At 55.0% G+C, this 21,194-nt stretch carries 28 protein-coding genes and 2 pseudogenes; 13 read left to right on the plus strand and 17 right to left on the minus strand.

All coding sequences use genetic code 11. From position 1 onward, the window contains the following. The first annotated feature begins 6 nt into the window (after positions 1–6). Positions 7–1,200 (plus strand): hypothetical protein, encoded by a 1,194-nt coding sequence (locus tag ACODNH_RS21500; protein WP_434531751.1) that lies wholly within the window; start codon positions 7–9, stop codon positions 1,198–1,200. An 8-nt stretch (positions 1,201–1,208) separates the two neighbouring features. Here the strand turns inward: ACODNH_RS21500 and ACODNH_RS21505 are convergent, their stop codons facing one another. Together ACODNH_RS21505 and ACODNH_RS21510 are read right to left on the minus strand one after the other, a co-directional pair. Then, positions 1,209–1,490 carry a hypothetical protein gene (locus ACODNH_RS21505; protein WP_434531565.1) on the minus strand — a complete coding sequence of 94 codons (282 nt, stop codon included), beginning with the start codon at positions 1,488–1,490 and terminating at the stop codon, positions 1,209–1,211. Further along, entirely contained in the window at positions 1,487–1,783 is a 297-nt protein-coding gene (locus ACODNH_RS21510; protein WP_434531566.1) for a hypothetical protein, read from the minus strand. The genes ACODNH_RS21505 and ACODNH_RS21510 overlap by 4 nt, the downstream gene beginning before the upstream one ends. A 969-nt stretch (positions 1,784–2,752) precedes the next feature. Here ACODNH_RS21510 and ACODNH_RS21515 point away from each other — a divergent pair. The 6 genes and pseudogenes from ACODNH_RS21515 to ACODNH_RS21540 all read left to right on the plus strand — a co-directional run bounded on the left by ACODNH_RS21515 (position 2,753) and on the right by ACODNH_RS21540 (position 7,531). Then, positions 2,753–3,061: a helix-turn-helix transcriptional regulator gene (locus ACODNH_RS21515; RefSeq protein ID WP_434531567.1), complete on the plus strand. Its 309-nt coding sequence runs from the start codon at positions 2,753–2,755 to the stop codon at positions 3,059–3,061. A gap of 901 nt (positions 3,062–3,962) precedes the next feature. Continuing rightward, positions 3,963–4,262 (plus strand): hypothetical protein, encoded by a 300-nt coding sequence (locus tag ACODNH_RS21520; RefSeq protein WP_434531568.1) that lies wholly within the window; start codon positions 3,963–3,965, stop codon positions 4,260–4,262. Continuing rightward, positions 4,262–4,399 carry a hypothetical protein gene (locus ACODNH_RS21525; protein ID WP_434531569.1) on the plus strand — a complete coding sequence of 46 codons (138 nt, stop codon included), beginning with the start codon at positions 4,262–4,264 and terminating at the stop codon, positions 4,397–4,399. Before ACODNH_RS21520 ends, ACODNH_RS21525 begins: the two co-directional genes overlap by 1 nt. Before the next feature lie 281 nt (positions 4,400–4,680). Next, positions 4,681–5,560 (plus strand): annotated as a pseudogene (locus ACODNH_RS21530) (hypothetical protein). 362 nt (positions 5,561–5,922) lie between these two features. Continuing rightward, positions 5,923–7,077, plus strand: coding sequence for a Fic family protein (locus ACODNH_RS21535; protein ID WP_434531570.1), 1,155 nt, complete (start codon positions 5,923–5,925; stop codon positions 7,075–7,077). A gap of 88 nt (positions 7,078–7,165) precedes the next feature. Further along, a complete protein-coding gene (locus tag ACODNH_RS21540; RefSeq protein ID WP_434531571.1) occupies positions 7,166–7,531 on the plus strand; it encodes a hypothetical protein in 366 nt (121 codons plus the stop codon). A gap of 814 nt (positions 7,532–8,345) precedes the next feature. Here ACODNH_RS21540 and ACODNH_RS21545 read toward each other — a convergent pair. The 4 genes from ACODNH_RS21545 to ACODNH_RS21560 all read right to left on the minus strand — a co-directional run bounded on the left by ACODNH_RS21545 (position 8,346) and on the right by ACODNH_RS21560 (position 10,842). Then, positions 8,346–9,086, minus strand: coding sequence for a DUF6498-containing protein (locus tag ACODNH_RS21545; protein ID WP_434531572.1), 741 nt, complete (start codon positions 9,084–9,086; stop codon positions 8,346–8,348). 12 nt (positions 9,087–9,098) lie between these two features. After that, positions 9,099–10,088, minus strand: coding sequence for a hypothetical protein (locus ACODNH_RS21550; protein ID WP_434531573.1), 990 nt, complete (start codon positions 10,086–10,088; stop codon positions 9,099–9,101). Continuing rightward, positions 10,085–10,486, minus strand: coding sequence for a DUF5684 domain-containing protein (locus ACODNH_RS21555; RefSeq protein WP_434531574.1), 402 nt, complete (start codon positions 10,484–10,486; stop codon positions 10,085–10,087). Before ACODNH_RS21555 ends, ACODNH_RS21550 begins: the two co-directional genes overlap by 4 nt. A gap of 119 nt (positions 10,487–10,605) precedes the next feature. Further along, entirely contained in the window at positions 10,606–10,842 is a 237-nt protein-coding gene (locus ACODNH_RS21560) for a hypothetical protein (RefSeq protein WP_434531575.1), read from the minus strand. A 163-nt stretch (positions 10,843–11,005) separates the two neighbouring features. Here ACODNH_RS21560 and ACODNH_RS21565 point away from each other — a divergent pair. Beyond that, positions 11,006–11,826, plus strand: a pseudogene (locus ACODNH_RS21565) (IS5 family transposase). A 196-nt stretch (positions 11,827–12,022) separates the two neighbouring features. On the opposite strand, the gene ACODNH_RS21570 reads toward ACODNH_RS21565, so the two are convergent. From ACODNH_RS21570 to ACODNH_RS21600, 7 genes are all read right to left on the minus strand, one after another. Next, complete coding sequence (locus ACODNH_RS21570) at positions 12,023–12,418, minus strand: DUF3592 domain-containing protein (protein ID WP_434531576.1); 396 nt, start codon at positions 12,416–12,418, stop codon at positions 12,023–12,025. 84 nt (positions 12,419–12,502) lie between these two features. Beyond that, positions 12,503–12,685 (minus strand): hypothetical protein, encoded by a 183-nt coding sequence (locus ACODNH_RS21575; RefSeq protein WP_434531752.1) that lies wholly within the window; start codon positions 12,683–12,685, stop codon positions 12,503–12,505. Between the two features lie 71 nt (positions 12,686–12,756). Continuing rightward, positions 12,757–12,912, minus strand: coding sequence for a hypothetical protein (locus ACODNH_RS21580; RefSeq protein WP_434531577.1), 156 nt, complete (start codon positions 12,910–12,912; stop codon positions 12,757–12,759). A 33-nt stretch (positions 12,913–12,945) separates the two neighbouring features. Further along, positions 12,946–13,191, minus strand: a complete 246-nt coding sequence (locus ACODNH_RS21585; RefSeq protein WP_434531578.1) for a hypothetical protein — start codon at positions 13,189–13,191, stop codon at positions 12,946–12,948. A gap of 339 nt (positions 13,192–13,530) precedes the next feature. Beyond that, on the minus strand, positions 13,531–13,776 hold the full coding sequence (locus tag ACODNH_RS21590) for a type II toxin-antitoxin system HicB family antitoxin (protein ID WP_434531579.1): 246 nt from the start codon (positions 13,774–13,776) through the stop codon (positions 13,531–13,533). A 115-nt stretch (positions 13,777–13,891) separates the two neighbouring features. Then, on the minus strand, positions 13,892–14,146 hold the full coding sequence (locus tag ACODNH_RS21595) for a DNA cytosine methyltransferase (RefSeq protein ID WP_434531580.1): 255 nt from the start codon (positions 14,144–14,146) through the stop codon (positions 13,892–13,894). A gap of 122 nt (positions 14,147–14,268) precedes the next feature. Further along, positions 14,269–14,589 (minus strand): hypothetical protein, encoded by a 321-nt coding sequence (locus ACODNH_RS21600; protein ID WP_434531581.1) that lies wholly within the window; start codon positions 14,587–14,589, stop codon positions 14,269–14,271. Positions 14,590–15,018: 429 nt separating this feature from the next. On the opposite strand from ACODNH_RS21600, the gene ACODNH_RS21605 reads away from it, so the two are divergent. From ACODNH_RS21605 to ACODNH_RS21620, 4 genes are all read left to right on the plus strand, one after another. Continuing rightward, positions 15,019–15,510, plus strand: a complete 492-nt coding sequence (locus tag ACODNH_RS21605; RefSeq protein WP_434531753.1) for an HAD family hydrolase — start codon at positions 15,019–15,021, stop codon at positions 15,508–15,510. A 33-nt stretch (positions 15,511–15,543) separates the two neighbouring features. Further along, entirely contained in the window at positions 15,544–15,711 is a 168-nt protein-coding gene (locus ACODNH_RS21610; RefSeq protein ID WP_434531739.1) for an HAD hydrolase-like protein, read from the plus strand. An 89-nt stretch (positions 15,712–15,800) separates the two neighbouring features. Further along, a complete protein-coding gene (locus ACODNH_RS21615) occupies positions 15,801–16,196 on the plus strand; it encodes a hypothetical protein (protein ID WP_434531582.1) in 396 nt (131 codons plus the stop codon). A gap of 1,136 nt (positions 16,197–17,332) precedes the next feature. Beyond that, positions 17,333–17,563 carry a DUF7557 family protein gene (locus tag ACODNH_RS21620; RefSeq protein WP_434531583.1) on the plus strand — a complete coding sequence of 77 codons (231 nt, stop codon included), beginning with the start codon at positions 17,333–17,335 and terminating at the stop codon, positions 17,561–17,563. A gap of 154 nt (positions 17,564–17,717) precedes the next feature. On the opposite strand, the gene ACODNH_RS21625 is transcribed toward ACODNH_RS21620, so the two are convergent. From ACODNH_RS21625 to ACODNH_RS21640, 4 genes are all read right to left on the minus strand, one after another. Beyond that, the gene (locus ACODNH_RS21625; RefSeq protein WP_050007856.1) at positions 17,718–18,101 is read right to left on the minus strand and encodes a type II toxin-antitoxin system VapC family toxin; all 384 of its coding nucleotides are present in this window, start codon (positions 18,099–18,101) and stop codon (positions 17,718–17,720) included. Continuing rightward, complete coding sequence (locus tag ACODNH_RS21630; protein WP_050007857.1) at positions 18,098–18,322, minus strand: antitoxin VapB family protein; 225 nt, start codon at positions 18,320–18,322, stop codon at positions 18,098–18,100. The genes ACODNH_RS21625 and ACODNH_RS21630 overlap by 4 nt, the downstream gene beginning before the upstream one ends. A 30-nt stretch (positions 18,323–18,352) precedes the next feature. After that, on the minus strand, positions 18,353–18,601 hold the full coding sequence (locus ACODNH_RS21635; protein ID WP_434531584.1) for a hypothetical protein: 249 nt from the start codon (positions 18,599–18,601) through the stop codon (positions 18,353–18,355). 360 nt (positions 18,602–18,961) lie between these two features. After that, the gene (locus ACODNH_RS21640; protein ID WP_434531585.1) at positions 18,962–19,762 is read right to left on the minus strand and encodes a hypothetical protein; all 801 of its coding nucleotides are present in this window, start codon (positions 19,760–19,762) and stop codon (positions 18,962–18,964) included. Between the two features lie 336 nt (positions 19,763–20,098). On the opposite strand from ACODNH_RS21640, the gene ACODNH_RS21645 reads away from it, so the two are divergent. Next, entirely contained in the window at positions 20,099–21,112 is a 1,014-nt protein-coding gene (locus ACODNH_RS21645; protein WP_434531586.1) for a hypothetical protein, read from the plus strand. Positions 21,113–21,194 lie beyond the last annotated feature (82 nt).

The following is a 21,194-nucleotide window of genomic DNA, read 5'->3' on the forward strand; positions in this document are numbered from 1 at the left end:
GAGTCAATGACTGACGAAATCAACGATTCTGCTAAGGACTCAGCGAATCCAGATCCCTTCCTCGCACTGATTTCGGTTATTCACTCATTCATAACAAACAAGGATCGAGCCAGTGCGTCACTCGGGCTGGATATTCTGGCAGGAAGGGTATCGACTTTAATCGCATTCAACGGTGACAGCGAAATTGCCGAAGACTCTCCTATGGACCAATCGTTGGAAACCTTGTGTACGGATCAAATTCCAAATACTGTCAAAGAAGCAGTTGACCACGATCTCACACAAGTCGGACTTGATGTCTCTGAGACGGTGGAGACAATTGGTGAAGCCACGATAGAGCACACCGCAGGTAGAGCCTTTCAGCACGTCATCACTGGGCACGTAGAACTAATCGACACGCTAGGTTATGAGTCGGCGGAAGAGCGAATACGCACTGAGGTCATGGACACCTGCAAGGACCTGCTCAAAACGGGCGCAACCAGTGGACTCTGGGAGAGTACTGCCATCGGCACGAGACTTCTTGGATGGGTTGCTGCTACTTCAGTGATGATGCGTGACCGGGAAGATGGCCGGAATACTCGGTATGGTTCGTTGTTGGTTCTCTGTTTTCCAAAGCTCTTGAATATTGCAGTGAAGTCGCATGCTACTATTGGCGATCTCTCAGCACGGGAGTGGCTTCGTGTACAGATGCTGGATGTCCATCCGGTAGCTCGTTTGATCAACAGTTGTTATGGCTCAATGGCAGAACTAACCTCGGCTGCTATTCGATACGAAATGAGGACGGAGCAACAGATTGTTGATTGGGGCTCTGTAGCACACGGCTGGTTGGAGGGGTTGGGTAGGCTTGAACAATCAAATCTGGAAGAGATGCAACAGTTGTGGTTTGGAACAATTCTGTATTTGGAATATCTTGACGCCATGTCCCCAGATCACGTGATGGACGGGTTTGATCCATATGTCCAGTATGAGGTCTCAAAGGAAGTCGGTCAAGAAACTGTGGAGCGGATTCAAGACAATAGCTTAGACCCTCTCGCTGCGATCCAATTCATACCCGGTAGAGTAAATCCGGTTGAAATGCCATTGACCGGCCGCCGAATGCCTATAATCCCTGATGCTGAGAAGAGCTTCAATGAGTGGCTCTCTAATCAAATATTTTTTACTGAAGGCCGATATGCTGAAACAATTGATTCCGATGATCGATGATTGTTCGATTATCTGGTAGGTTTCATATTTCGCGAATTTTGAGCTGTCGCTGCTACATGCTCATACCCTGCCTGCGACGGCGTCGGCTGCAACGTCAACTCAGCCAGTGCTAAGTCTCGAAGCACTTCTGGCGGCACACCCTCCGAACCACATAGCACAGCATCCAACGTCCATTCGCCGTACTGACTCGCACTCGGCGAAAGCACGTCGACGGACTCAGTAGCCACTTCGTCTCGAATCGCCCGAGCAGCACGCCGCACTCGCTTCCGTTCTTCTACGGTGCAGCTCACGCCTCAACACCTCGGACAAGATCACCGACCAACGAGCCACCGACGTGCGGCCCAATGTCCCAGCCGCGCTCCGAGCGAGTATATTCGCACCATTCCGAGAGCATCTCGAAGGGCGTCTCGGCTAACACAACCTTCTCAGCTTCCCGATCAACCGAAACAACGGCCACAGCAAATTCGTAGCTGTCCCAGTAGTGGGCTGCACCGTTGCCGTCGACGCCGAGAAAGAGCGGTCGCCCTTGGGTGAGTAGTTCGCGTGCGGTACGTTCTTGTGGATTGGATTGCGTAGTTGCCATTGGTTCTGAGTGGAACCACGTGCCTCGGTGCTGGTACACCGGGGCGATTTCGTGAGAAATCGACCAGCAGCGCGTGTGTTCCGTGTTAATTGTCACGTGCCGATTAATCAAAATTTTTTCGGCACAAAGAGACGAAATGGATTGTACGATGGCACGAAGAGTAAGCGTAACTGATGACGAAATTCTCGACCAATTCGACATGGTTGATGCACCAGTTCGAACAGTGCCTGAGATGGCACGGGAACTCCCAATCGGTCAGGATGGTCTACGCCGCCGTCTCAAAGAATTAGAAGAACAAAAGAGAGTTGTTTCCAGACAGGTTGGTGCCCGCTCAGTAGTCTGGTGGAAGTCCTCTATCGAAGCTTCTGCCGTCCCTGAGTCGTAATCCACCAGACTTTGGCTCTGGAACCGACATCCCGACTCATCACTAATCCTTGCTCTTCGAGATCGTCTAATCGGTTTCGCACGCCATCACCAGTGTAATCTACCTGTTCAGAGAGTTCCGACGCAGTAACTATAGGGTCTGGAGAGACAGCTATAGCCTGTAATATTTCATCGTCTTCAACTCGTTTCCGGCGACCCATTAGCTCTGTATTTGAGACCATCTGAGAAAATATCACCGTTCATTCAGTTCATCGACTGGTGCAAATTCTTCGGCACGTGCGGAACTAATAAGTCCTGTCGAGTTAATAGAGTGAGATAGGCGACGCCCACGCCGAAAGCGGCGTTCCATTGCACCCATGACCGTTTGCAAGTCCACCCACGAAGAGTCGAATCGCCCCTCAACCATTAGCCAGCACTACAATCCAAGGCCTGAAACTGACCCGAGTAGCCACGTCACTCCTCCCACCGGAGGGACGATTACATGATCGCTTGGCACGACCGCATCGCCCTGCTGGACCTCCTCGCTTGGAGCGAGTGCCATCAGCCAGTAACGGTCCGACGAGGCCACAGTACGGGAGGCGACCAATGACGACCTACCACGCCCTGTCGGGCTTCCAGCGCGACCTGCTGGAAGCCATCGCCGCCGTCGAGAACGAGCCGTATGGCCTCGCACTCAAATCGCACCTCGACAAGCGTTACGCCGAGCCGATCAACCACAGCCGGCTCTACCAGAATCTCAGCACACTCGCCGAACAGGACCTCATCAACCGCGATGAACTCGACGCCCGCACCAACGAATATACGCTGACCGACGCCGGCCGAAAAGCCCTCCAGCGCCACGCTGACACACTTGCAAGCCTCTGTGAGCAGCCCGTCCACAAGAGTAGACAGTAATAATGCCAGCAACACACTCACACAGCGGGCATCGAATCAGGCAGTTTTTCGCCCCTTGCGGGAAAGCGAGTGTCGGGTGGCGATTGACACCTAAAGTGGCAGTCGCTACCTACGATTGTCAGAGGCACGGGCGGGTTCTGGACTCCGAGCATAGTCCCAAGCAAACGAGCACAACGTCGAGGGTGGCCCTGAGTGGATTCCAGAACCCGTGCAGCTACACTGGACACCCAGTAAATAACAGTCCTCTCAGCGAGCGACAGCGTCTCAATACTGTACCACCATACATCGATTGTCCTTCCACTCCCGGTACACCACGCGACGCTGGCCACAGGCTCCACACTCACTCACAGAACACTAGTCCAGATGGGCCGCCCAAAGAGAATGGTGGGTTGCTGGGGAGTGGGAGAGTTGGGGTGCAACGCACCATTCACTGTCGTCGTGGACGACAGGCTCCAGCCCCGACACAATTGGAAGGATGGGTGAATCCAATGGGATCGGACGGGGCACAGAACCCATGTAATCCTGAACCGAGTGGCCACGAAAATGCTTGTGATATCCCCACGCTGTCTGTCGATTTGTCGACGAATTACAACCGACCGAATCACCAGCCGAAGGACACAGAGACGGCTGCACGGCCATTACATTCCGAGCAGCAGAAAGGCGGGTGGCAGCCGGGGGAAAGCGGCGTGCCACGCACCACCCAAAGTCGCCGTTGCCGACGACAGGTCCTGCACCCAACACATTCGATAGGACAACTGGCTATCAGGGAAACATGGAGCGGGGGACAGAACCTAACCGACTGGTATACAGTTGGTACTAAAACCAGTTGTGGTGTCCACTTGCAGTCTGTCGATTCTGCAACAACTGCACACTCATATGCACGTTCTCAGGAGGCGGGCCGATGACTCCCCAGCCGACCGTCGGCGAGATTGTCGCGATCACGACCATCGACAGTGACCCGCTGTTGCTGGTCAGTTCCGCCACCGACGATCACGCCAGGGGCGTGTTGCTAGCGGACCTCCCAACAGGACCACTCCGCCGGCTGCAAGCGTCCGACCCAGACACAGCCACACGCCGACAGCTGGCTCAGACACTCAGTCGGGCTGACGACCGTATGACGTTCACGGTCCCCCACACAGACTACGCACTGGTTGAACGCGACAGCAGCCGTCCTCACCCTTTCCCAAGAGGGGATAACTGATGGCCCGTGCCGACCCTTCGTCGGCACTTGCGACCGATACAGTACCACCAGATACGGCTCAGTGGCGACTCCGCCACCTGGTCGGCGACCGCACCCACGATGTCGCCATTGAGCGCCGGGCGGTGCTCAAAGGATGACCGGCCATAGCACTCACTCCGGTGTCGACCACGACTGGAGCCCTCCCACCAGCGGGCATGCCCCGTTACTGGTGAACCCAGTGCCATGCTGGCCCAGGCGACGACAGTCCATACATACTCCTAGTCACCGCTGGCGCGGTGCCACGACACAAATTCACTAGGCGGGGCAGGGTTGCCACGAGCCAACTGCCACGTCCAGAGAGCGTCAGCCACGTCACCAAGAGCCCGTGCTGTGGTCAGCCCCACTCGGTTCGATTCCGGGCACTGGTCCTGTGGTCACGATGCCACGACACCCAACCGACGACGACGGGACCGACAGCACAGCCACCGACCAAGCGCTCGCCGATGCACTCGGGATAGACCTCGGACAAGGTAGCACGGACACTGACGAACTCCAGTCGCTCGTCAGCGACCTCGACGATGAAGTGCCACCCCCTGTTTCGAGTGTTCTTGAGTTGCTGGTCGCGACCATCGGTGACCTTCAAGAGCGCGTCACCGAACGTAGAGGACGAGCTTGAACAGACCCATGACGTTGCCACCACAGCGGTCGGCGACGCCGCCACGAACGAACAGCGTCTCGAAGACCTCGAAGCCCAGCAGGAGACGACCCACGACGTTGCCAAGAGTGCTATCGCCAAAGCCCAGCAACTCGACGCCGATACCGACCACCAGGAAGACGCCGAACGACTCCCCGAGGGTATCGAACCCAGTAGCTCGCCGCTGGATTTCTTCGCGAACTGCCGGCAGTCCAAGGTCAAGACCATGTTCGTCGAGCGGTCGAACCGCCAGAACACCTACCGTGCCATCTCCGTCGCCAAGCGCTGGCCGGAATTTGCCACAAAGCGAACCGACGGCAGCGGCGTGTTCATGACCAAAGCCGACGTGCAAACAGCCTTGACGGCCGAACTCGGAAAGGAACCACACCGCCAGACTATCAAGCGTGTCTGGGAGAAACTGATCGAGATTGGCGGCGACGATATCGTCGAGAAGACTCGACAGGTCGGCCGGGACCAGACCAAAACCGAACTCCTCGCGATGGATATGGCAACAGCCGAAGGCTTGCTTGAGAAACGCTATATCGGCCTCGACCTGCTGGAGCATAGCGACCACAAAGCCACGACAGGTGGCGTCACACCCGTTGTGGTGGAGTCGCCGCCCTAACCCTGTGACACGCACCGACTGCGACGCGAATCGGCGCTGAACCAACGCTGTTGGACGCGGTGGCACGTGCCCTGCCGCTGTCGACGCCGCTGTCTGCTAGCTGCAGGAACCGGGAGCGACCTCATTCGTACAGGAGTGTAGTGAGTAATCGTAACACGAACGGAGCGCCCAGCCCATTGTACTCGTTCACAACGGGTGTGACGCCGAGAATCAGATGGATGTGTTGTAGCTCTCGCCCTCTATTTGGGTTAGCGACGGTGTCCGATTTTCCGCATATATAGGAATATCGGACATCTGGCGAGCTAACCAAAATATACCACAGGTGTTTTTGCCTTAGCTCGAATACGACAACTGCAAGCAAAATGGCGGGCAACAGCCTCCCGGATGAAGCTCCTGGCGAGTACGTCCCCTTCGGACGCCGGCCGTACTATCTTCCAGATCCACTACCACCGGCACACGAACTCAACTTTGACACTGACTTCCAGCAGTTGCTGCAGGACGCGATCTATCAGCTCGGCCGGCTGGAAGGCATCGGCGACGAGACGGAAGCCAATCCGCTCCTGTACACGACGATGGTCCGTCGCGAAGCAGTTGAATCGGTCGTGCTTGAGGGTGCAGATATCGATATCGAGGACGTATTCCGGTCCCAGGAACTCGCCGATAGTGGAACCACTCGGAAGGATGTCCAAGAGGCACTCAATTACGAACGGACGATCACCGAAGGTTCGGCCCGACTCTCTGAGGGCGACCGTATCACACTCGGACTGTTGCAGGACCTGCACGAGGTACTGATGGCCGACGTGCGTGGCCACTGTGAGTACCCCGGCGAGTTCCGTGCGAAGCCAATCAATCTCCCAGCAGCCTCGTCGTTTCAGGAACCTTTCGTCCCGCCAGCACCCGACCGGATTCCTGAGCTGATGACGAATCTCGTCGAGTACTGCAACACAACCAGCGAGTACCACGATCTTGTCCAGCTTGGCCTTGTCCACTATCAGTTCGAGACGATTCATCCATTTGAGGATGGGAACGGCCGACTGGGACGCATTCTCATCACGTTACAGCTGATTCAGAACGGCTACCTCACACAGCCATATCTGTATCCGAGTGCGTATTTCAACCGCAACAAGATCGAGTATGCCGACCGGATGCGAACAGTCAGCGAAACAGGTGCCTGGGAGCCTTGGCTAGAATTCTTCGTCGAGGGGATTCGCTCGCAAGCTGCCGAGGCTGTCACCCGAACGAATGATCTCCGAGATCTCCGTCGGGAGTATGAGCGAACCTATGGACACGAAAAAACAGCCGCCGACCGGCTGGCGATGCGCCTGTTCAAGCAGCCTTACGTGACCGCAAGCGATGTCGCCGAGTTACTGGATGTAACGACACAGACGGCACGGAACGCGATACAGGAGCTTGAAGCACAGGACATCCTGACCGAAACGACCGGCAAGGAGCGGTACCAAGAGTTCAAGGCCGTCGATATCTTCGAAATTCTTGACCAGCCGCTGGAGCAGAAATGATGCTGGGTTGTAACCCGCTTCCCCTGATCGCGGCTCCACGACGCTAACCAACATAACCAACAACTATTGGCAGTGCGTTAGTTAGCGCATGCCCAACCACTCCCATGCCAAGATAGCGCTTGAAGAACTCCGAGCCATCGACCGCGACTCGATCCCAGCAGACCTAACTGAGATGTACGAACGAGCACTCGAGGATGTCGAGACACCCTGTGTAGAATTAAAAGCAGCGGCGGAAACTGACGACCAGCCCACAGAGCAGCCTGACACACCGGAAGAATGGGACGAAGATGACTGGGAGGACCAGCTTGCTGAGGCGCGTGAGAAGGCGGAGATTTCACGAACAACGGGCACCCTCACGACGAAGACTATCGCTAGCCGCGACTACTACTATCTGCAGTGGCGGGACGGCAACGCGATCACGAGCCAGTATGTCGGACCTGTTGATCCAGCCTGAAAGGAAAACCGAGACCACACACCCCCCGTTTCGAGTGTTTATCCGAAGAGTGAGCGTCCTACTACTACTACTAATCTTACCAAGTCGTTAGCGAGGTTCTGAAGACGTTAGATACATTGAGGACGTCCGTCACCAACTCAGGCAGTTCTTTTGACAGTGTTCTATCAGCTCTTCAGCTCGGCGCTCGCAGCGAAGCGCTGGTTCCCGACAGTCGATGACCGCGAAAGTGTGTTACCGTTGATGGGTGTGTAGTGTTCTGTAATACTCTCTGAGCGAGAGTTACAAGACCATTTTAAGAGTCGCTTCCCACCAACATTCGGAATGCCCTTTTTAATAAGTAAACGATGAGATTTATAACCACTATCAGCGCAACCGTCAGGATTATTCCGGTGAGAGAGGTTGCTCCAGTCCCAGCTCTAAGAGGCCACACAAGCAGGTGAATAGTCAACCCAAGTGCTGCCATAGACGTGCATATGTACTCTAAATTAAAATTTTTCGTGTGACCGCCGCCTAGTCAAAACGGCAAGGCTAATCGCTTTGAGCTGTCTACCGAAGATTCAGTCAATGTCGACCTGATTGGATTTGCTCGATTCTGGAAGTTCTTTTTCAGTACGCAGGTTTGGTAAGTATCCTGCCTGCCAGCCGATAGAAGAAATAAGTTTGAGAGCCGAATAGCGACTTACCGAATGAGTTTATTCGGCCAGTACAGCCAAGCGATAGATTGTTTAGTCCGGTACAGGGTGTGATCACTCAGGAAAAATCAGATCTTGAAGCGGCTTTTCAAGCCCGCTGATGTAGTATGCGACAATATCAATCAGGAATTTGGAGGCGAGCACAGTGAATAGCAGTGGGCCACTGGCTGCACTCGCAAGGCTGACTGGTTGCCTTCTATGGATTCACGGACGGTCAATAACACGAGTAATCCAATAGCAACAATCACCAGACCCCTGTAAAACACTCCCCTGGCTGCCGTCCAGACTGACTTCTTACAATAGCCGCCGCGATAAAAATAGTCTGTAGCCGTTTGCCAACCCTCGCTCAGAAAGACGACACCAGCCCCAGTGAGTGGCCACATCGGAGTGTCGGCTGTCTCTGTTGCGGCAACGATTGGACCAGCGACCACCCCACCGAATCCAGCCCACACTACGCTGAGTAAAAAAATGATAATGGCCAGCGCAGGAATGGTTCCGAGATAGATTCCGACCTCCGTTCTGGGAACTGGGATCTGCCACTCCCTCCAGCTACCGTTGTTGGATGTGGCATTCTCGTCACTATCCTCGAAGAACCTGTTCGATAGAATAACATGTAATATCGGCCACTGGGAACTGCTGAACGGTTCACGATCGGTTTCCTCGCTGGGAAGCTTACCAGCAAACGTGGCTCGTACAACGGCCCAGAGCATAGCCACGCCAAGCTCGAGCCAATAGAACACTAACAGTGCTGTCGCCGATGTCCCGAACACAAGTAACCCGGTTACAGGCACGCCATTGGCTACAAATACCGAGACTAATTTTGCATCAGGTAGCGATGATCGAAGACTCATGTCGTTGTTCAATAGCAAGGAACGCTATCCCGAGCAAGTAACCGCGGGCTGGTCGGCCGTTGCCATTTGATCATACTCGTCGAATGCGTCATATCGAAGATTAGCCCAGTAGAGTTGCCCGTCGTATCGGACGAGCCATGATCCGGACTGGTCAGTTGCCGAGACTGCTGTGTGTTCGTGGAACCGATCAAGAACCGACCGGAACCCCACGTCACTAGTGTTCTCCGCACGGTATGTCCCGTCGGTCGCCTCGGTTACGACGGCTCGTGTATCCGAGTCCAGCCCGTTCAGTTCAAACCCATACGTGTCACGGAGACACGCAGAGTACGGGCCAACACCGTTCGCGACTGGCACAGGCCGGTACCGGTACACTGTCAGGGATTGGGACTCGTTCGACACGACCTCTAGTTGGATCAGTGTCTCTTCATACCTAATCGCATCGTACTGGCCGCCAGCAATCGCCGACCGATTTAACTCAGCTGAGGAATAGGTCTGTTCTTTCTCAACCCCTCCAGGCCGAACCTCATCTTCCTCGAGGCTATCTCTCGAGAGGTATGACACGGTAGAATGAAGCATTGATTGGTCGACTGGTGGCAGGTCGTCGTAGTCGGCGACAGTCAACCTGTTGTGATCGGTCTCATTCGCGGTCACGTTCTTATCAAGTCGGTACGTCACTTGTCGGCCGGTCGTTGTGTTGACCACAGTGTACGAAAGCGTGTAGAACCGGTCACCGGTCTGATACACGGTTTCGTTAGCGCTATGTGGCGGTTCCGTCGCAGCGACCGTTGCTGAGTCGTTCTTTACGGCCTGACGAAGTATCCGCACGCCGTGGTCGCGATCTTCTGTGGCTGCCAAGTCTTCTTCAGAGACATTTGTGCTAGCCTTATCAGCTAATTCTGTATCGTTCACTGGGTCCATCGAGAGCGAGCCAGCAGGCTGTCCACAACCAGCGAGCGCAACAAGACAGAGTGTTGCGGCCGTGACAACAACCGGTCGCGCTTGCACGTCGATCATGCTAGCTGGCCGGTGTTGCGATACTGGTAGTCACCAAACCCGACGAGTGGAAAAAAGAGGATATCAAGGAATGCGAGTCCAAGCCCGAACCCAATGCCTCTGCCGAACGCCTGAGCCACTCCAGCGTGAATCTTGTACACTGCGTACAGGTTCACAATCGGGACAACCGTCAGTAGCAGCCACCACCACGCTTGCTCTCCGATCTGGAGCATTACGTAGAGGTTGTAGATCGGGATAATTGCCTTCCACCCTTCGTGGCCGGCTTTACTGAACACTGCCCACATGCCAGCGGTTCGGATTACAATGAGCACGAACAAGAACAGCAGTACTGCGGCGCCCACCGGAGCACCAATGGTGTCACTACTCTGGAGGGGAGCTTGCAATTCAAGCGGGACCATATTGTCGCCGCATTGTCGAATAGTAAAAAGGTTAACTATTCTACCTTTGCGTTGGTCTCGTATGCATCAATCGCCCGGTCTGCTGTCCGGCAGTGGTCCCTCCGGATAACTCAGTCGCCTCAGCCTAACCGCCGTCCGCTCCCTCGATGTCCTCCACCGTCGTCGCTAGCCGGGTCTGTCGCCGTCCCTTGAGCGTCCAGTTGCGACTGGGTGGTGTTCGATCTCCTCAACAGCAGCACAAGGTCCCCTGCATCGTCGTCTTCAGCAGCTCGCTGATCGCGGTCCTCATCACGCTCGTCGTCATTGTCCCCCCGGGTTTTCCGGTGGGTCTGGTCCGGTTGCTCGCCACTGCTCATACGGGAAATTTATTGCTTGAACATTTGCCGTGGAGAATCAACGTAGGGGTTAGCTTCCGGGTCTAAGGTCCCCTCAGTCCTCAAATGAAAAAGCCGGGCTCAAATTGACCGGGCTTTGTTGAAACCCTCAGAGAGTTACATGTTCGACCTGTAATTACACGAAATGAAGGCCCTCCCGAAGTCGCAGATTCTCCGGTTTACTGAGAAGGCGATCCATCCGGCACGCCGAGCCGTCTCTCAATCTCCTCGAAGTTCTCTAAACACCGCTATACACTCCCGCAGCACGTTGTTCTGCTGTGCCTTAAAGTTCGGAAAAACACGACCTATCGTGGTCTGCTTGACGAACTGATCGAGATGCCACGCATCCGTCGTGTTCTCGGGCTAACCGAACTTCCTACTGCTTCAACGCTCTGTAAGGCGTTCAAACGGCTTGAGATGGCTGTATGGCGTGTCATATTGACCCTCTCAGCGACGCTCCTTCCGACGAGTGGTGTGGTTGGAGTTGATGCGTCAGGATTTGACCGCTGTCACGCTTCGAAACACTACACGAAACGAGCTGAACTCACGATTCAGCAGCTCAAAGTGACGCTCTTGGTCGATACAAGGGTGAACGCAATCCTCGATCTCCACGTGACGACGACGCGGAAACACGATAGTCAGATCGCTCCATCGCTGATCAAGCGCAACCCCGAGAATATCGACATACTTCTCGGTGACAAGGGCTACGACGACCAGAAGATCAGACGGCTTGCCCGGCAACACGAAGTTCGGCCACTGACTAAGCATCGTGAATTCACATCGCTCCACAAGGCGTGGAACGCACGCTTAGACGCTGATATCTACGGCCAGCGGAGTCAATCAGAGACGGTTAACTCAACGCTCAAGAGGAAGTGCGGTGCGTTCGTTCGGTCACGACGCTGGGGGAAGCAGTTCCGTGAACTCACTATTGTCTGTCTCAGTCACAATATCGACCGCTCACTCTGAACGGTCAAGACAGGATACCCACATACCAGCCCGACACTCAAAAATACCATCATATTGTTACGAATCACGTGCGAGACTTAGAGCCAGAATATGAAGTAGTGATTCAGCAACCAAGCGGAAGGACATCACCCTGACAGAGCGGTTCGAAGTTAAGAAGCGACGGATTTGTAGACTGGTCTTCCGATCAGGAATAGGCCTAAGATGCCGAATATAAGTGGTAGAGGGCTACTCTCTTTTTAAGATACGATTTTGAGGGCGAGCCTTGCACGACATAGGCCGTGGTTGTCTCCCCGACATTGTACTGGTCAATTCTGTCTTCCGCGGCAGTCCTTGTGTCGGACGCTTTTGTTCCTATTCCCGGTCTGATGTTGTCGGAAGTGTATTGGGTTCCGTTGTACGTGTAGCTGTAAGTGACGTGGGGGGTGTACCTGTCCCCCCTTTTTGAGGAATCCATGGTGACTTCTTTGCTCTCTACCGTGGCTTCAATCTGCACCCCGGACGAGAGGCTTTGTTGCTGAGAGTATGCCATGTATCCAGCAACTCCGAGCAGCACAATCCCCAGTATTATACTTATCAGAGACAGCTTCGACATATTGGCGATTGTATAGACTACTGAATATTAATTTCGACGTATTTCTCACTGCGCAACACATACGGTCTTTAGCAACCGGCTGTTTCAGTCGATAATATGTCTGAAGAATAGGATTTCAACAGAGCCACATCTACCTGTTACCCGGGGACGGCCCTGAAAGACCTCGCCGCGTTCCTGTGCCTGTCGATGCTGGGCAAGGACGTCTTGCTGGTCGTCGGCTTCGGTATCTGAAGGCTGTTCGTCGACGGACTGCTGTTCGGTACTCATGATCGGGAAACCCCTCACCCAGTGGGGGGTCACAAAATTGGCAGTGCGTGCAAGCATCCGATAGAGGTCACTTAGGCCTCAGCGACATCCCAGACAGAGAGATGGCCGTTAGTACAGACGCCAGCGTGACGCCCGACAGCCATGCATGGCCCGTATTCTCCGTCGACACACGCGATGCGCTCGGCGTTGAAGATCGGGGCGTCGCATCCATTGGTTCTGCAGGTCATGCGTGCCCGAGACGAGTCACTGGAGGCCACGCTTCACCCCTCCATCGCTTGCTGGCGGATTTCGCTTTCGCTGGGCAGGTCCCTGTCGTAGTACTCGCGAGCGATGTGGCGCGCTCGTGTGACGTCCACGATAGCTGCGCTGGGATTCCGATTGGCGAGACCAACCGGATCGTGTCGGGAATACCCCCCAAATGCGATGCCGCTGCTACGACACTGGTCGGTAAACAGTGCCACGAAGCCGCGAAGCTCCGTCTCAACCGCGTGTGTATGCTTCAACATGTATCTGTGTCGAGACACGCTCTTGGGCGTGCCTCTCGTCCGTCAGAGGCACAGAAAACTACTATCGAAAGCTATCGATTGCGGTCGATCCAGCGACAGAAAGCCTGGAAGTCCTTTGCTCCAGCTTGTTCAGCAATCTCCTGAAGTGTCCCAGTACTAATTCGGTCGTGATACGGGATTGGAACCGTTCGCGCATCGGTATTGTGGTCAGCAGGCGGTTCCCAGGTCAAAATTTAGTGATCTCCACGAATCCGGTCTAGCTCGTAGTTCCCCACGTTGCAGAGTACTTTGACTACGTCTTCTCCGCTGAAATCGCGTGACACCATCGTCGTAAGAGGATTATTTGAGAACGTCAGGCAGTTCGCCACCGGACGTATTCTCGTCCGGGTCAATGCCCAACTCAGCGAGCTCTGCTTCGGTCGGCTCCCGGCCGGCCCCGTGATATCCTTCGACCGCTTCATCAAGATTGTCGAGGGCCTGTCCGCGGGTTTTTCCTTGGTTGGCAACGCCCGTTTCGATGTCTTTGGCGACCCAATACTCACTCTCTGGGTCGTCAGTAAGTCGAATCTCCCGGCCGGAACTCATGTGTCTTGACATTGTGCTGTCCTCGGTAAGTAGTTTATGCGGGGGACGACCCCCGCAGCCTCATGGGGGAGACAAAAGTAGGTGACGAGTAGAGAAACCGGGGGACAGATATTCCTCAGTCGTCACCAGCCACGACCGTCACCGGCTCGCTGTCGACGTAATCGGTCAACGCCGGTTCCGAGCCCGAAAGCAGACTTTCGACGAGTCGTTGGGCTAATCTCACGGGCACCGCGTTCCCGATCTGCTCGGTCGTCTCGGTCTTGTTGCCACGGATCTCGTAGTCGTCGGGAAAGCCCTGGGCCCGTTTGAGTTCGCGGGGCTGGAGCATTCGGTAGCGAACGTCTAGTCCCCACGGGTACAGCTCGGGCACGCAGAGTGCGAAGCGGTCGCGAGAGGCTCGGAGAGACTGGCTGCCGGACCCTCGTAGTCGACGCCGAGAAAGAGCGGTCGCCCTTGGGTGAGTAGTTCGCGTGCGGTGCGGTCAGTGCAGGGTTAGCAGATACCACCGTAGTGGGGGCCTTCGAACGTCCCATCGGAGCTGACCGGCACGTGAATATCACCATAACACGCATCGTTGGTAAACGTGTCACGTGCCGTCGTATTTCGGGCTGTGACGATTATATCGAAGGACTCGATGCCATCGGTGTCAGCGCTACTGATATTATATGCGGTCTGGCGTGACTCAGGTGATAGGGTGTAACTTTCGTTGTGGACAGTCTCGTCGGTTGCAAGCCGGATGATACGGAGCTGTATGTCGACGCTCTGGTTCCAGTCATTTATCAGGTGCACCTCTTTGTTCTCAGCTGCGACCACACCGGTGGCAGTACCGGCAGATTGGGAAGTAGACGCTGGTGTTGAGGTGGCAGTACCAGTAGATTGGGAAGTGGACGTTGGTGTTGAGATGTTAGTACCGACTTCCGGGGCAGTACAACCGGCCAAGAGTATCATGGCTACCAGTCCCATGACTTGCCAGTTTATTGGAGGTCGCATCGTCTACGATTGGCCAAGCAACAGTTGAAAACTTTGGGCACACCTTTCGGCCGATCTCTCGTTGTAGAAACATTCTGTCGGTGAAACAGTCGCCCTCACGCAAACGGATGAAAACACCGTGACGGTCGCGGAGGAACTCGGCTTCCCGGCTGGAAAAGCTACCGCACGGCACAGATGACAATGCCGCTCCAGCGGCGGTCAGCCCGACCTCGAAGAAGATCACCAACCAGTGACCCACCTACGTGCGGCCCAATGTCCCAGCCGTGTTCACTACGGGTATACTCACGCTATTCGGAGAGCGTCTCGAACGGCGTCTTCGACAACGACGGCGTGATCGTCGAACCTATTGACCAGAAAGTCCTTGTTGACGCTGTTGTAGACGCCTTTGCGGCATTCGATGTGATGGTTGATGCAGAGACGGTCCGGCAGTCCGTCGCCGAGGACGCTGTCCCGCGGGATCTGATCGCCGACCACGGCCTCAACGCTGAGGCGTTCTGGCACCAGCGTGAACTGACCGCGAGCCTCGCCCAACAGGCCCACACTCGCGGGGGCGGCAAGCCCGTCTACGACGACGTAAGTGCGCTCGACGCGCTGGAAGTGCCGCTAGGACTGGTCAGCAACAACCAACACGCGACTGTTGAGTTCCTCCTCGCCCACCACGATATCGATCACTTCGACACCGCGTACGGACGCCAACCAACCATAGAAGGCGCAGATCGGCGCAAACGAGCCCGTCATACATAGAACGAGCATTGACAGACTTGGACGCGTGAGGCTCTGTATATCGGCGACTCGGAGAAGGACATCATCGCAGCCAATCGGGCTGGTATCGACTCGGTCTTCCTCCGGCGAGATCATGTCTCCGACGTGTCCCTCTCCGTTGAACCGACCGCAGAGGTACCAGACCTTCGGGCGCTGATTGAGCAGATCCCCGATCTGTATTGACCTACTCTGGCGCTCGCAATCTGCTTCGCTGCCCGATGTTCGGACAGTACGGACGGGACGTTTATTCTGGAGGTGTCCGGGGACCAATCATGTACCGACGCGCTGTCCTCGGATCATTAGCCGCCGGATTCGGGGCACTGTTTGCTGATTGTTCTGGATCGAGTGTTAGTGGGTCTGTTGTTGCAAACGAAACGCCGCTCGTGCTCACACACGAATACGCAGTTCAGGCGACGTACTCTGGTACTCAGATCGCCGTCAATGTGATTGCCGAAAACGGCGGCAACGAATCTGTCACAACCGACCCGCCAGTCCCACGGATCGTCTGTACGTTTCTCACCGAAGCCGACGAACGAGTATATCAAGCTGGACGCACGCTGTTAGATCCCGTTGGCGTCGGTGAGTCAACCGCACTTGAGTTCGCACTTGGCGTCAATGTCGACGCCGTCGCACGCTACGAGCTCCGGTGCAAGTGGGTCGAAGAATAGTAATCACCCCCGACTTGGTGGGTTGGTGAGTTGCTGGCACCCACCGGTGACGACACGGTTGACTTCGCGGGGCACACGGACTCCAATATATTCGTCGGGATCCTCCGCTGGGTATCTAAACATATCACTTACCCGTGTGTGTATCCAACTATCACGTACTCTGCTTACTATGGTCCCCGGAGAATCACTGCAGGACCCGTCGGACGAACATGAGGAATATCCACCAATCCAGTGTGATGCATGTCGATCTGCGCTGGAGTCTCCCGATGGTATGCCGTCGTTCCTGCTCCTTGATCAGCTAACAGTTCCACTCGTTGGCTGTACTGATCACCTGAGGCAGTTCAAGTCTGTTTGTGGGTACACGACTACAGCCACCGCTGAGATCCTAAACTACAGGCCCGCTGGCGGTGTGAGCTGTCCCAGTTGTCACCTCGCACCGCACAACCCACAGCAGCCGGTGATTCAGGTTCAGGGTGGGGCCGTCGCCGTGCTCGCATGTCCAGAGCACCAATCTGAGATCATCACTCGGTTTCACGCAGGACTGGACACGCAGCAACAGTTGACAGCGCAATTTGACGCCTCATGATAGTGTGACCTACTCAGACACGGTCAGTGAAGCATGATCGATAGCTGTGTATTCAGCCCCGACTTGTCTCCGCTGTTTTGAGAAGGTTGTACGGAGCCAGTTTCAAGAGACATGTTCAGACAATCAATCTCGTCTATGAGTCGTCAACATCCTTATGATGCAAGTAGCTCTGAGACGCATTCGTCATGTCTGAAGCCGCTCTGTTCTATGACCGAGTAGTCGGAGCTGTTTCGGGAGGGTCCGGGCTTCTTGCCTTTCATACACATCGAAGATACTCTTCGATAGTTTGGTCTACCCTTCATCATCTTCCGGTGGCCGACTGGATAATCGATCGAACCGGTCTTGCACTGCTTCCTGTCGCGTTGCCGTTTGCACCGAGTCATAGTCCATTGCGGTAAATTCTCCATCCGCAATGGTAATCGACAGAATCGCATCAGCATGGCCTCCCTCCTCAGGTAGTTCAGAGGCGTCGATTACCGCATAGCCGGTGTTTGTCCCGCTGTCGCACCCAAATGCTGACTCCGATGGAGTGTCAACGCTGTCAACAGGGATGTCACATCAGGTTCGTCTGGAGGACGATGTCTACGAACGGATCAAAGCAAACAAGCGTGATGACGAGTCGTTTAGCGACGCCGTGGAGCGGCTTATCGGTGGGCACTCACTCAGTGACCTACGCGGCGTGTTCGACAAGGATCAGGTGACCGAGATGCGGGACGCTATCGAGCAGGCTAACGAGGACGACCGCGACGAGGTTCGAGATGTCGCGGAGCGATTCGAATGATGTGGTGGACATCAAGTCCTCGACCATGCTCTTTGAGATGTTCGTCGTCACTTAGACCACAGAAACGACACTCGAAGCCGTCTATCTCAAGGACACGCTCCCGAAACTGCTCCCAACTGGATTGTTTCTCGCCCGATGGGGGTATCGTAGCTCATCAGTACTGTTGAACTTCGAGACCCTGAACGCGGTCAAAGTGCTTGTCACGCGTAACGATCCGCGCACCATTGTGGCGACACACCCCTGCGATGAGTGTATCACCGAGATTGACGCGCTCGCCGGCGTCCAAGAGCTCAGCCTCGATGAGAGCGGCTTCTTGAGCGGCTGCATCCTCTAATGGCAACGGTTCAGCCCAATCAAGAGCGGATACAACCCGTTCTATTTGCTCACGACCGCCGGTTCGTGCAGCTCCGCGATAGGCTTCAAAAAGTGCCAGCGATGGAGCAAAGAACGGTTTTTCTTCGTGGTCCGCAAGATACTCGGCTGTGGCTTCGACGCCGTCAAGATAGTCGAGAAGGAAACTGGTGTCGAACGCAATCATCGTTCAGTCCTGTCTCGGAGGTCGGCGTCGAGATCATCACGAGTTGCTTCAACGGCATCACGGAACCCTTCGACGTCGCTCATGGCTCCGAACCCCTTCATCAAGTCCCGATCACTTCCGGTCAGTCGAAGAATCGTGTCCGTGAAACTCTCATCCTCACGTTTGTGTTCCTTGAGTCGGTTGTACGCTTCGTCAGTAATGGTGAGACTTTTCGTTCCCATACACGTAGGTATAGACGTACACCTACTTATTTATTCGGAGAGGGCATAAGAACTGATCCACGCAGGAGCAGCGTCGTGGGTGCCACCGTAGATCGAGTTTTCGGGATACTGGTCGTCGTCAGCCTCGACAGCAACGATCACGTTGCCGCCGGAGCGCGAGATACCAGAGACGGTTCCAATGACCTCATCGGGTGGACTGCTGCCGTCTGTCCAGTCAACCCGGACGTGGTCACCGCAGCCGAACTCATACTCCTCGAAGGAAGGTGCTGTAGTACTCATGATCTCCTCCAGTCACGAGGAGACACAAAATCGCTCGTAGGCCAGCCAGAGCGCTGATGTCTTTTGCTGAGATAAGAGGAGGTAATAACCGAGTTCCGGGTCCGGAAACCCGATGGCTGGACAACCGTCTCCTTTCCCGATGCCGTCTACTCAATCTCGATTGCTGGCGGCAAAGTTGACGGCCAGCTGTGTCTAACCCTCATCAGCAAACGGGAGGACGGTCCCCGTATCGTCGAACCCGGTATTCTTGATGTCGCCCCCCAAGAGCCCGGTCCTGCCATCCGTGGGACAGCGTCCTCTGGAGCAATCGTTCCGTCACTGCATGGTCGGGTGCATCAAACCTGCCGTCCCTGTGGACCGTCACCCGTCCTCCGTGGGCGTCGCCGTGACGACAAATGGGTCAGCCTTCAAACCGGTCGCGTCCGGATTAAGCTCTAGCGACTCGGTCATGTGTATTGCCGTCTCCTCCATGAATCCCAGACACTCGTCTGACACTTCCTTGTCCTCGGGGCTCACCTGAAGTGTAAATTTGGTTTCGAAGTACAGCGTCCGGCCGTCAACCTCATAGGGGAGATAGGTCCCCCAAAACGTTTTGCTTCGGGCAGTCTCTGTGAATAGAGACGCGGTGACCGTCTCCCCGTTGAACTCGGTCTGGGTCAGTTCTTCCCAAGTCTCCGAAAAGGTTGCTTGGTCCTGTGTCGTTCCGCGCCCGAATTGCTGGAGGTTGAGTTGGAGGAAGACCCCGTTCTGGCTGTCTGGTTCGAGCGTGACTATGAACACTCCTGGGGCGTTCTCGTCGAACCCCGGTGTCGCTGCCGACTGGTCACCGAACACATCTGGGTAGTCACAGGTATACGCGAACGGGCGCTCGCCCGGCTCAAACCGCTGGTAGTCCGATCCGAGGTCTTGACAGACCCGGACACCGTTCCCGTCGCTCCCGTCACTTCCGCCGCCGCTGTCCGACCCGCCATTTCCGTTCCCGTTCCCACTTACTCCACCAGCGCTGTTGTCCGTCCCGCCGTTGCTCTCCCCGTTGTCGCCTGCTTGGTCGTCGCTGGAACACCCGGCGAGCCCTATCGTGACCGCCGTTCCGAGCGAGACAAGCACCCGTCGCCTGCCGTGTCGGTTTCGGCTGGTTCTGTCGTTGCTATCGTGTTCCATAATTGACGATACTGAGAGAAGGGGAATAAGCCTGTTCACCGTCCGTTCTATGATCACCCCGTTTTGCGAGGAAGCAACTCCACTTGAACTGGAGAGGCAGAAAAGATATTTAGCCGGTACTGAGGGCTATATCCGTTCGTAGTTAATGTTGAGGAGCACTTTCCAAGATGAGCGCTCCGAGACCGTGGTTTATACCGCTTGATTTAGCGCCCTGTCTCAGCACGATCTAGTGATTCTCAACAGAGTCCAGTAAGCCAATTCCATACCTACGCTGTCCCCGACTCATAGAGTGAATTCAGGGGAATATTCATACGGACTGAGTATGCTGGTTGACGTGTGTATCAGTTTACTCCTGACGAAATAGATAGAGATCGCGCTCATCATCAAGCGGTGAAGCAGGGCGCAGATAATGTTGATGTGAAGCGTATCGGAAACCTTGGAGAAATCGCGTTTGAGCAGTTCTGTCGAGAGTACCTCCCAGCGGAGATGTGGGAGTGGGAGAACGAGGATGCGATTCGACGATGCAACCCTGAGAGCTACTCTGGGCATGATTTCGAAGTGTTTGGCTACAATATCGACGTGAAAACGTCCCGAGACGTATCGTCTTTCCTGCCAGAAACCCTCGTCAAGAAGGACTCGGAAGATGATATCATTGTCATGGCTTGGCATCGGGACAACGAAGATAGTCTAATTCTACTCGGGTGGGAGCACGTTGAGACGCTCAAATCAAAAGTCGAGACAGAGGCACAGTTCTCTGGTAACTCTCCTGAGAAACTTGAACACTTGGCAACTCGGCCGATGAATGATCTTCAGGATCTTGGACCGAACACAGCGAACATGAACCAGACTCCCGAAAACCCATTTCAACCAGGAGATCGCGTGCAAAAGCGTGACGACGAAGATGCGTCAGTCGGGGTTGTGATTGAGGTCCTGCCTCCGGAAACACAGGTAGAATTGTACGGACAAGAACTAGACGGGGAAGCAGTCAGGGTAGCGTTCCCGAGTTCACTCGATGAGGGACCTGGTGACTGGAGAGACATTTCACCAGCCATACTCTCATCATACTGCGATGACCAAGATGTCAGCCTCTATACGTACAAGCACGAGAATCTGAAATTCGCCGAAAATCCATTCACAGTGGGTGATTACGTCATCAAATCATCCCATGATGACCCTGATTATGCAGTCGTAATTGGGGTAGATGGATACGATGTTACTGTCGTGTATGAGGGACCGAAAGGAGAGGAGGTCACGCCAGCGAACTTGGGCAAGCACTGCAGAGAGGAGGACCTGTCCACATACCAGTATCCAGAAGAGGAGTTAGAATTCGCCAATCTGAATAACCTCTAATTGGAGGTGGCGCCAATGTCCTGAGTCTTTGACAGGGATTTCGTACTGGGATTAACTCAACCACTCTGTTTAGGTGCTCTTA

The sequence above is a fragment of the Haloarcula sp. NS06 genome, assembly GCF_051122755.1.
GTDB lineage: Archaea > Halobacteriota > Halobacteria > Halobacteriales > Haloarculaceae > Haloarcula.

Excerpts from the sequence above, each read along its gene's own strand:
- ACODNH_RS21500 (WP_434531751.1), top strand. The coding sequence starts at position 7 with ATGACTGACGAAATCAACGATTCTGCTAAGGACTCAGCGAATCCAGAT.
- ACODNH_RS21510 (WP_434531566.1), bottom strand. The coding sequence starts at position 1,783 with ATGGCAACTACGCAATCCAATCCACAAGAACGTACCGCACGCGAACTA.
- ACODNH_RS21515 (WP_434531567.1), top strand. The coding sequence starts at position 2,753 with ATGACGACCTACCACGCCCTGTCGGGCTTCCAGCGCGACCTGCTGGAA.
- ACODNH_RS21520 (WP_434531568.1), top strand. The coding sequence starts at position 3,963 with ATGACTCCCCAGCCGACCGTCGGCGAGATTGTCGCGATCACGACCATC.
- ACODNH_RS21525 (WP_434531569.1), top strand. The coding sequence starts at position 4,262 with ATGGCCCGTGCCGACCCTTCGTCGGCACTTGCGACCGATACAGTACCA.
- ACODNH_RS21535 (WP_434531570.1), top strand. The coding sequence starts at position 5,923 with ATGGCGGGCAACAGCCTCCCGGATGAAGCTCCTGGCGAGTACGTCCCC.
- ACODNH_RS21540 (WP_434531571.1), top strand. The coding sequence starts at position 7,166 with ATGCCCAACCACTCCCATGCCAAGATAGCGCTTGAAGAACTCCGAGCC.
- ACODNH_RS21550 (WP_434531573.1), bottom strand. The coding sequence starts at position 10,088 with ATGATCGACGTGCAAGCGCGACCGGTTGTTGTCACGGCCGCAACACTC.
- ACODNH_RS21555 (WP_434531574.1), bottom strand. The coding sequence starts at position 10,486 with ATGGTCCCGCTTGAATTGCAAGCTCCCCTCCAGAGTAGTGACACCATT.
- ACODNH_RS21560 (WP_434531575.1), bottom strand. The coding sequence starts at position 10,842 with ATGAGCAGTGGCGAGCAACCGGACCAGACCCACCGGAAAACCCGGGGG.
- ACODNH_RS21570 (WP_434531576.1), bottom strand. The coding sequence starts at position 12,418 with ATGTCGAAGCTGTCTCTGATAAGTATAATACTGGGGATTGTGCTGCTC.
- ACODNH_RS21575 (WP_434531752.1), bottom strand. The coding sequence starts at position 12,685 with ATGAGTACCGAACAGCAGTCCGTCGACGAACAGCCTTCAGATACCGAA.
- ACODNH_RS21580 (WP_434531577.1), bottom strand. The coding sequence starts at position 12,912 with ATGACCTGCAGAACCAATGGATGCGACGCCCCGATCTTCAACGCCGAG.
- ACODNH_RS21585 (WP_434531578.1), bottom strand. The coding sequence starts at position 13,191 with ATGTTGAAGCATACACACGCGGTTGAGACGGAGCTTCGCGGCTTCGTG.
- ACODNH_RS21590 (WP_434531579.1), bottom strand. The coding sequence starts at position 13,776 with ATGAGTTCCGGCCGGGAGATTCGACTTACTGACGACCCAGAGAGTGAG.
- ACODNH_RS21605 (WP_434531753.1), top strand. The coding sequence starts at position 15,019 with ATGTCCCAGCCGTGTTCACTACGGGTATACTCACGCTATTCGGAGAGC.
- ACODNH_RS21615 (WP_434531582.1), top strand. The coding sequence starts at position 15,801 with ATGTACCGACGCGCTGTCCTCGGATCATTAGCCGCCGGATTCGGGGCA.
- ACODNH_RS21620 (WP_434531583.1), top strand. The coding sequence starts at position 17,333 with ATGTCACATCAGGTTCGTCTGGAGGACGATGTCTACGAACGGATCAAA.
- ACODNH_RS21625 (WP_050007856.1), bottom strand. The coding sequence starts at position 18,101 with ATGATTGCGTTCGACACCAGTTTCCTTCTCGACTATCTTGACGGCGTC.
- ACODNH_RS21630 (WP_050007857.1), bottom strand. The coding sequence starts at position 18,322 with ATGGGAACGAAAAGTCTCACCATTACTGACGAAGCGTACAACCGACTC.
- ACODNH_RS21635 (WP_434531584.1), bottom strand. The coding sequence starts at position 18,601 with ATGAGTACTACAGCACCTTCCTTCGAGGAGTATGAGTTCGGCTGCGGT.
- ACODNH_RS21640 (WP_434531585.1), bottom strand. The coding sequence starts at position 19,762 with ATGGAACACGATAGCAACGACAGAACCAGCCGAAACCGACACGGCAGG.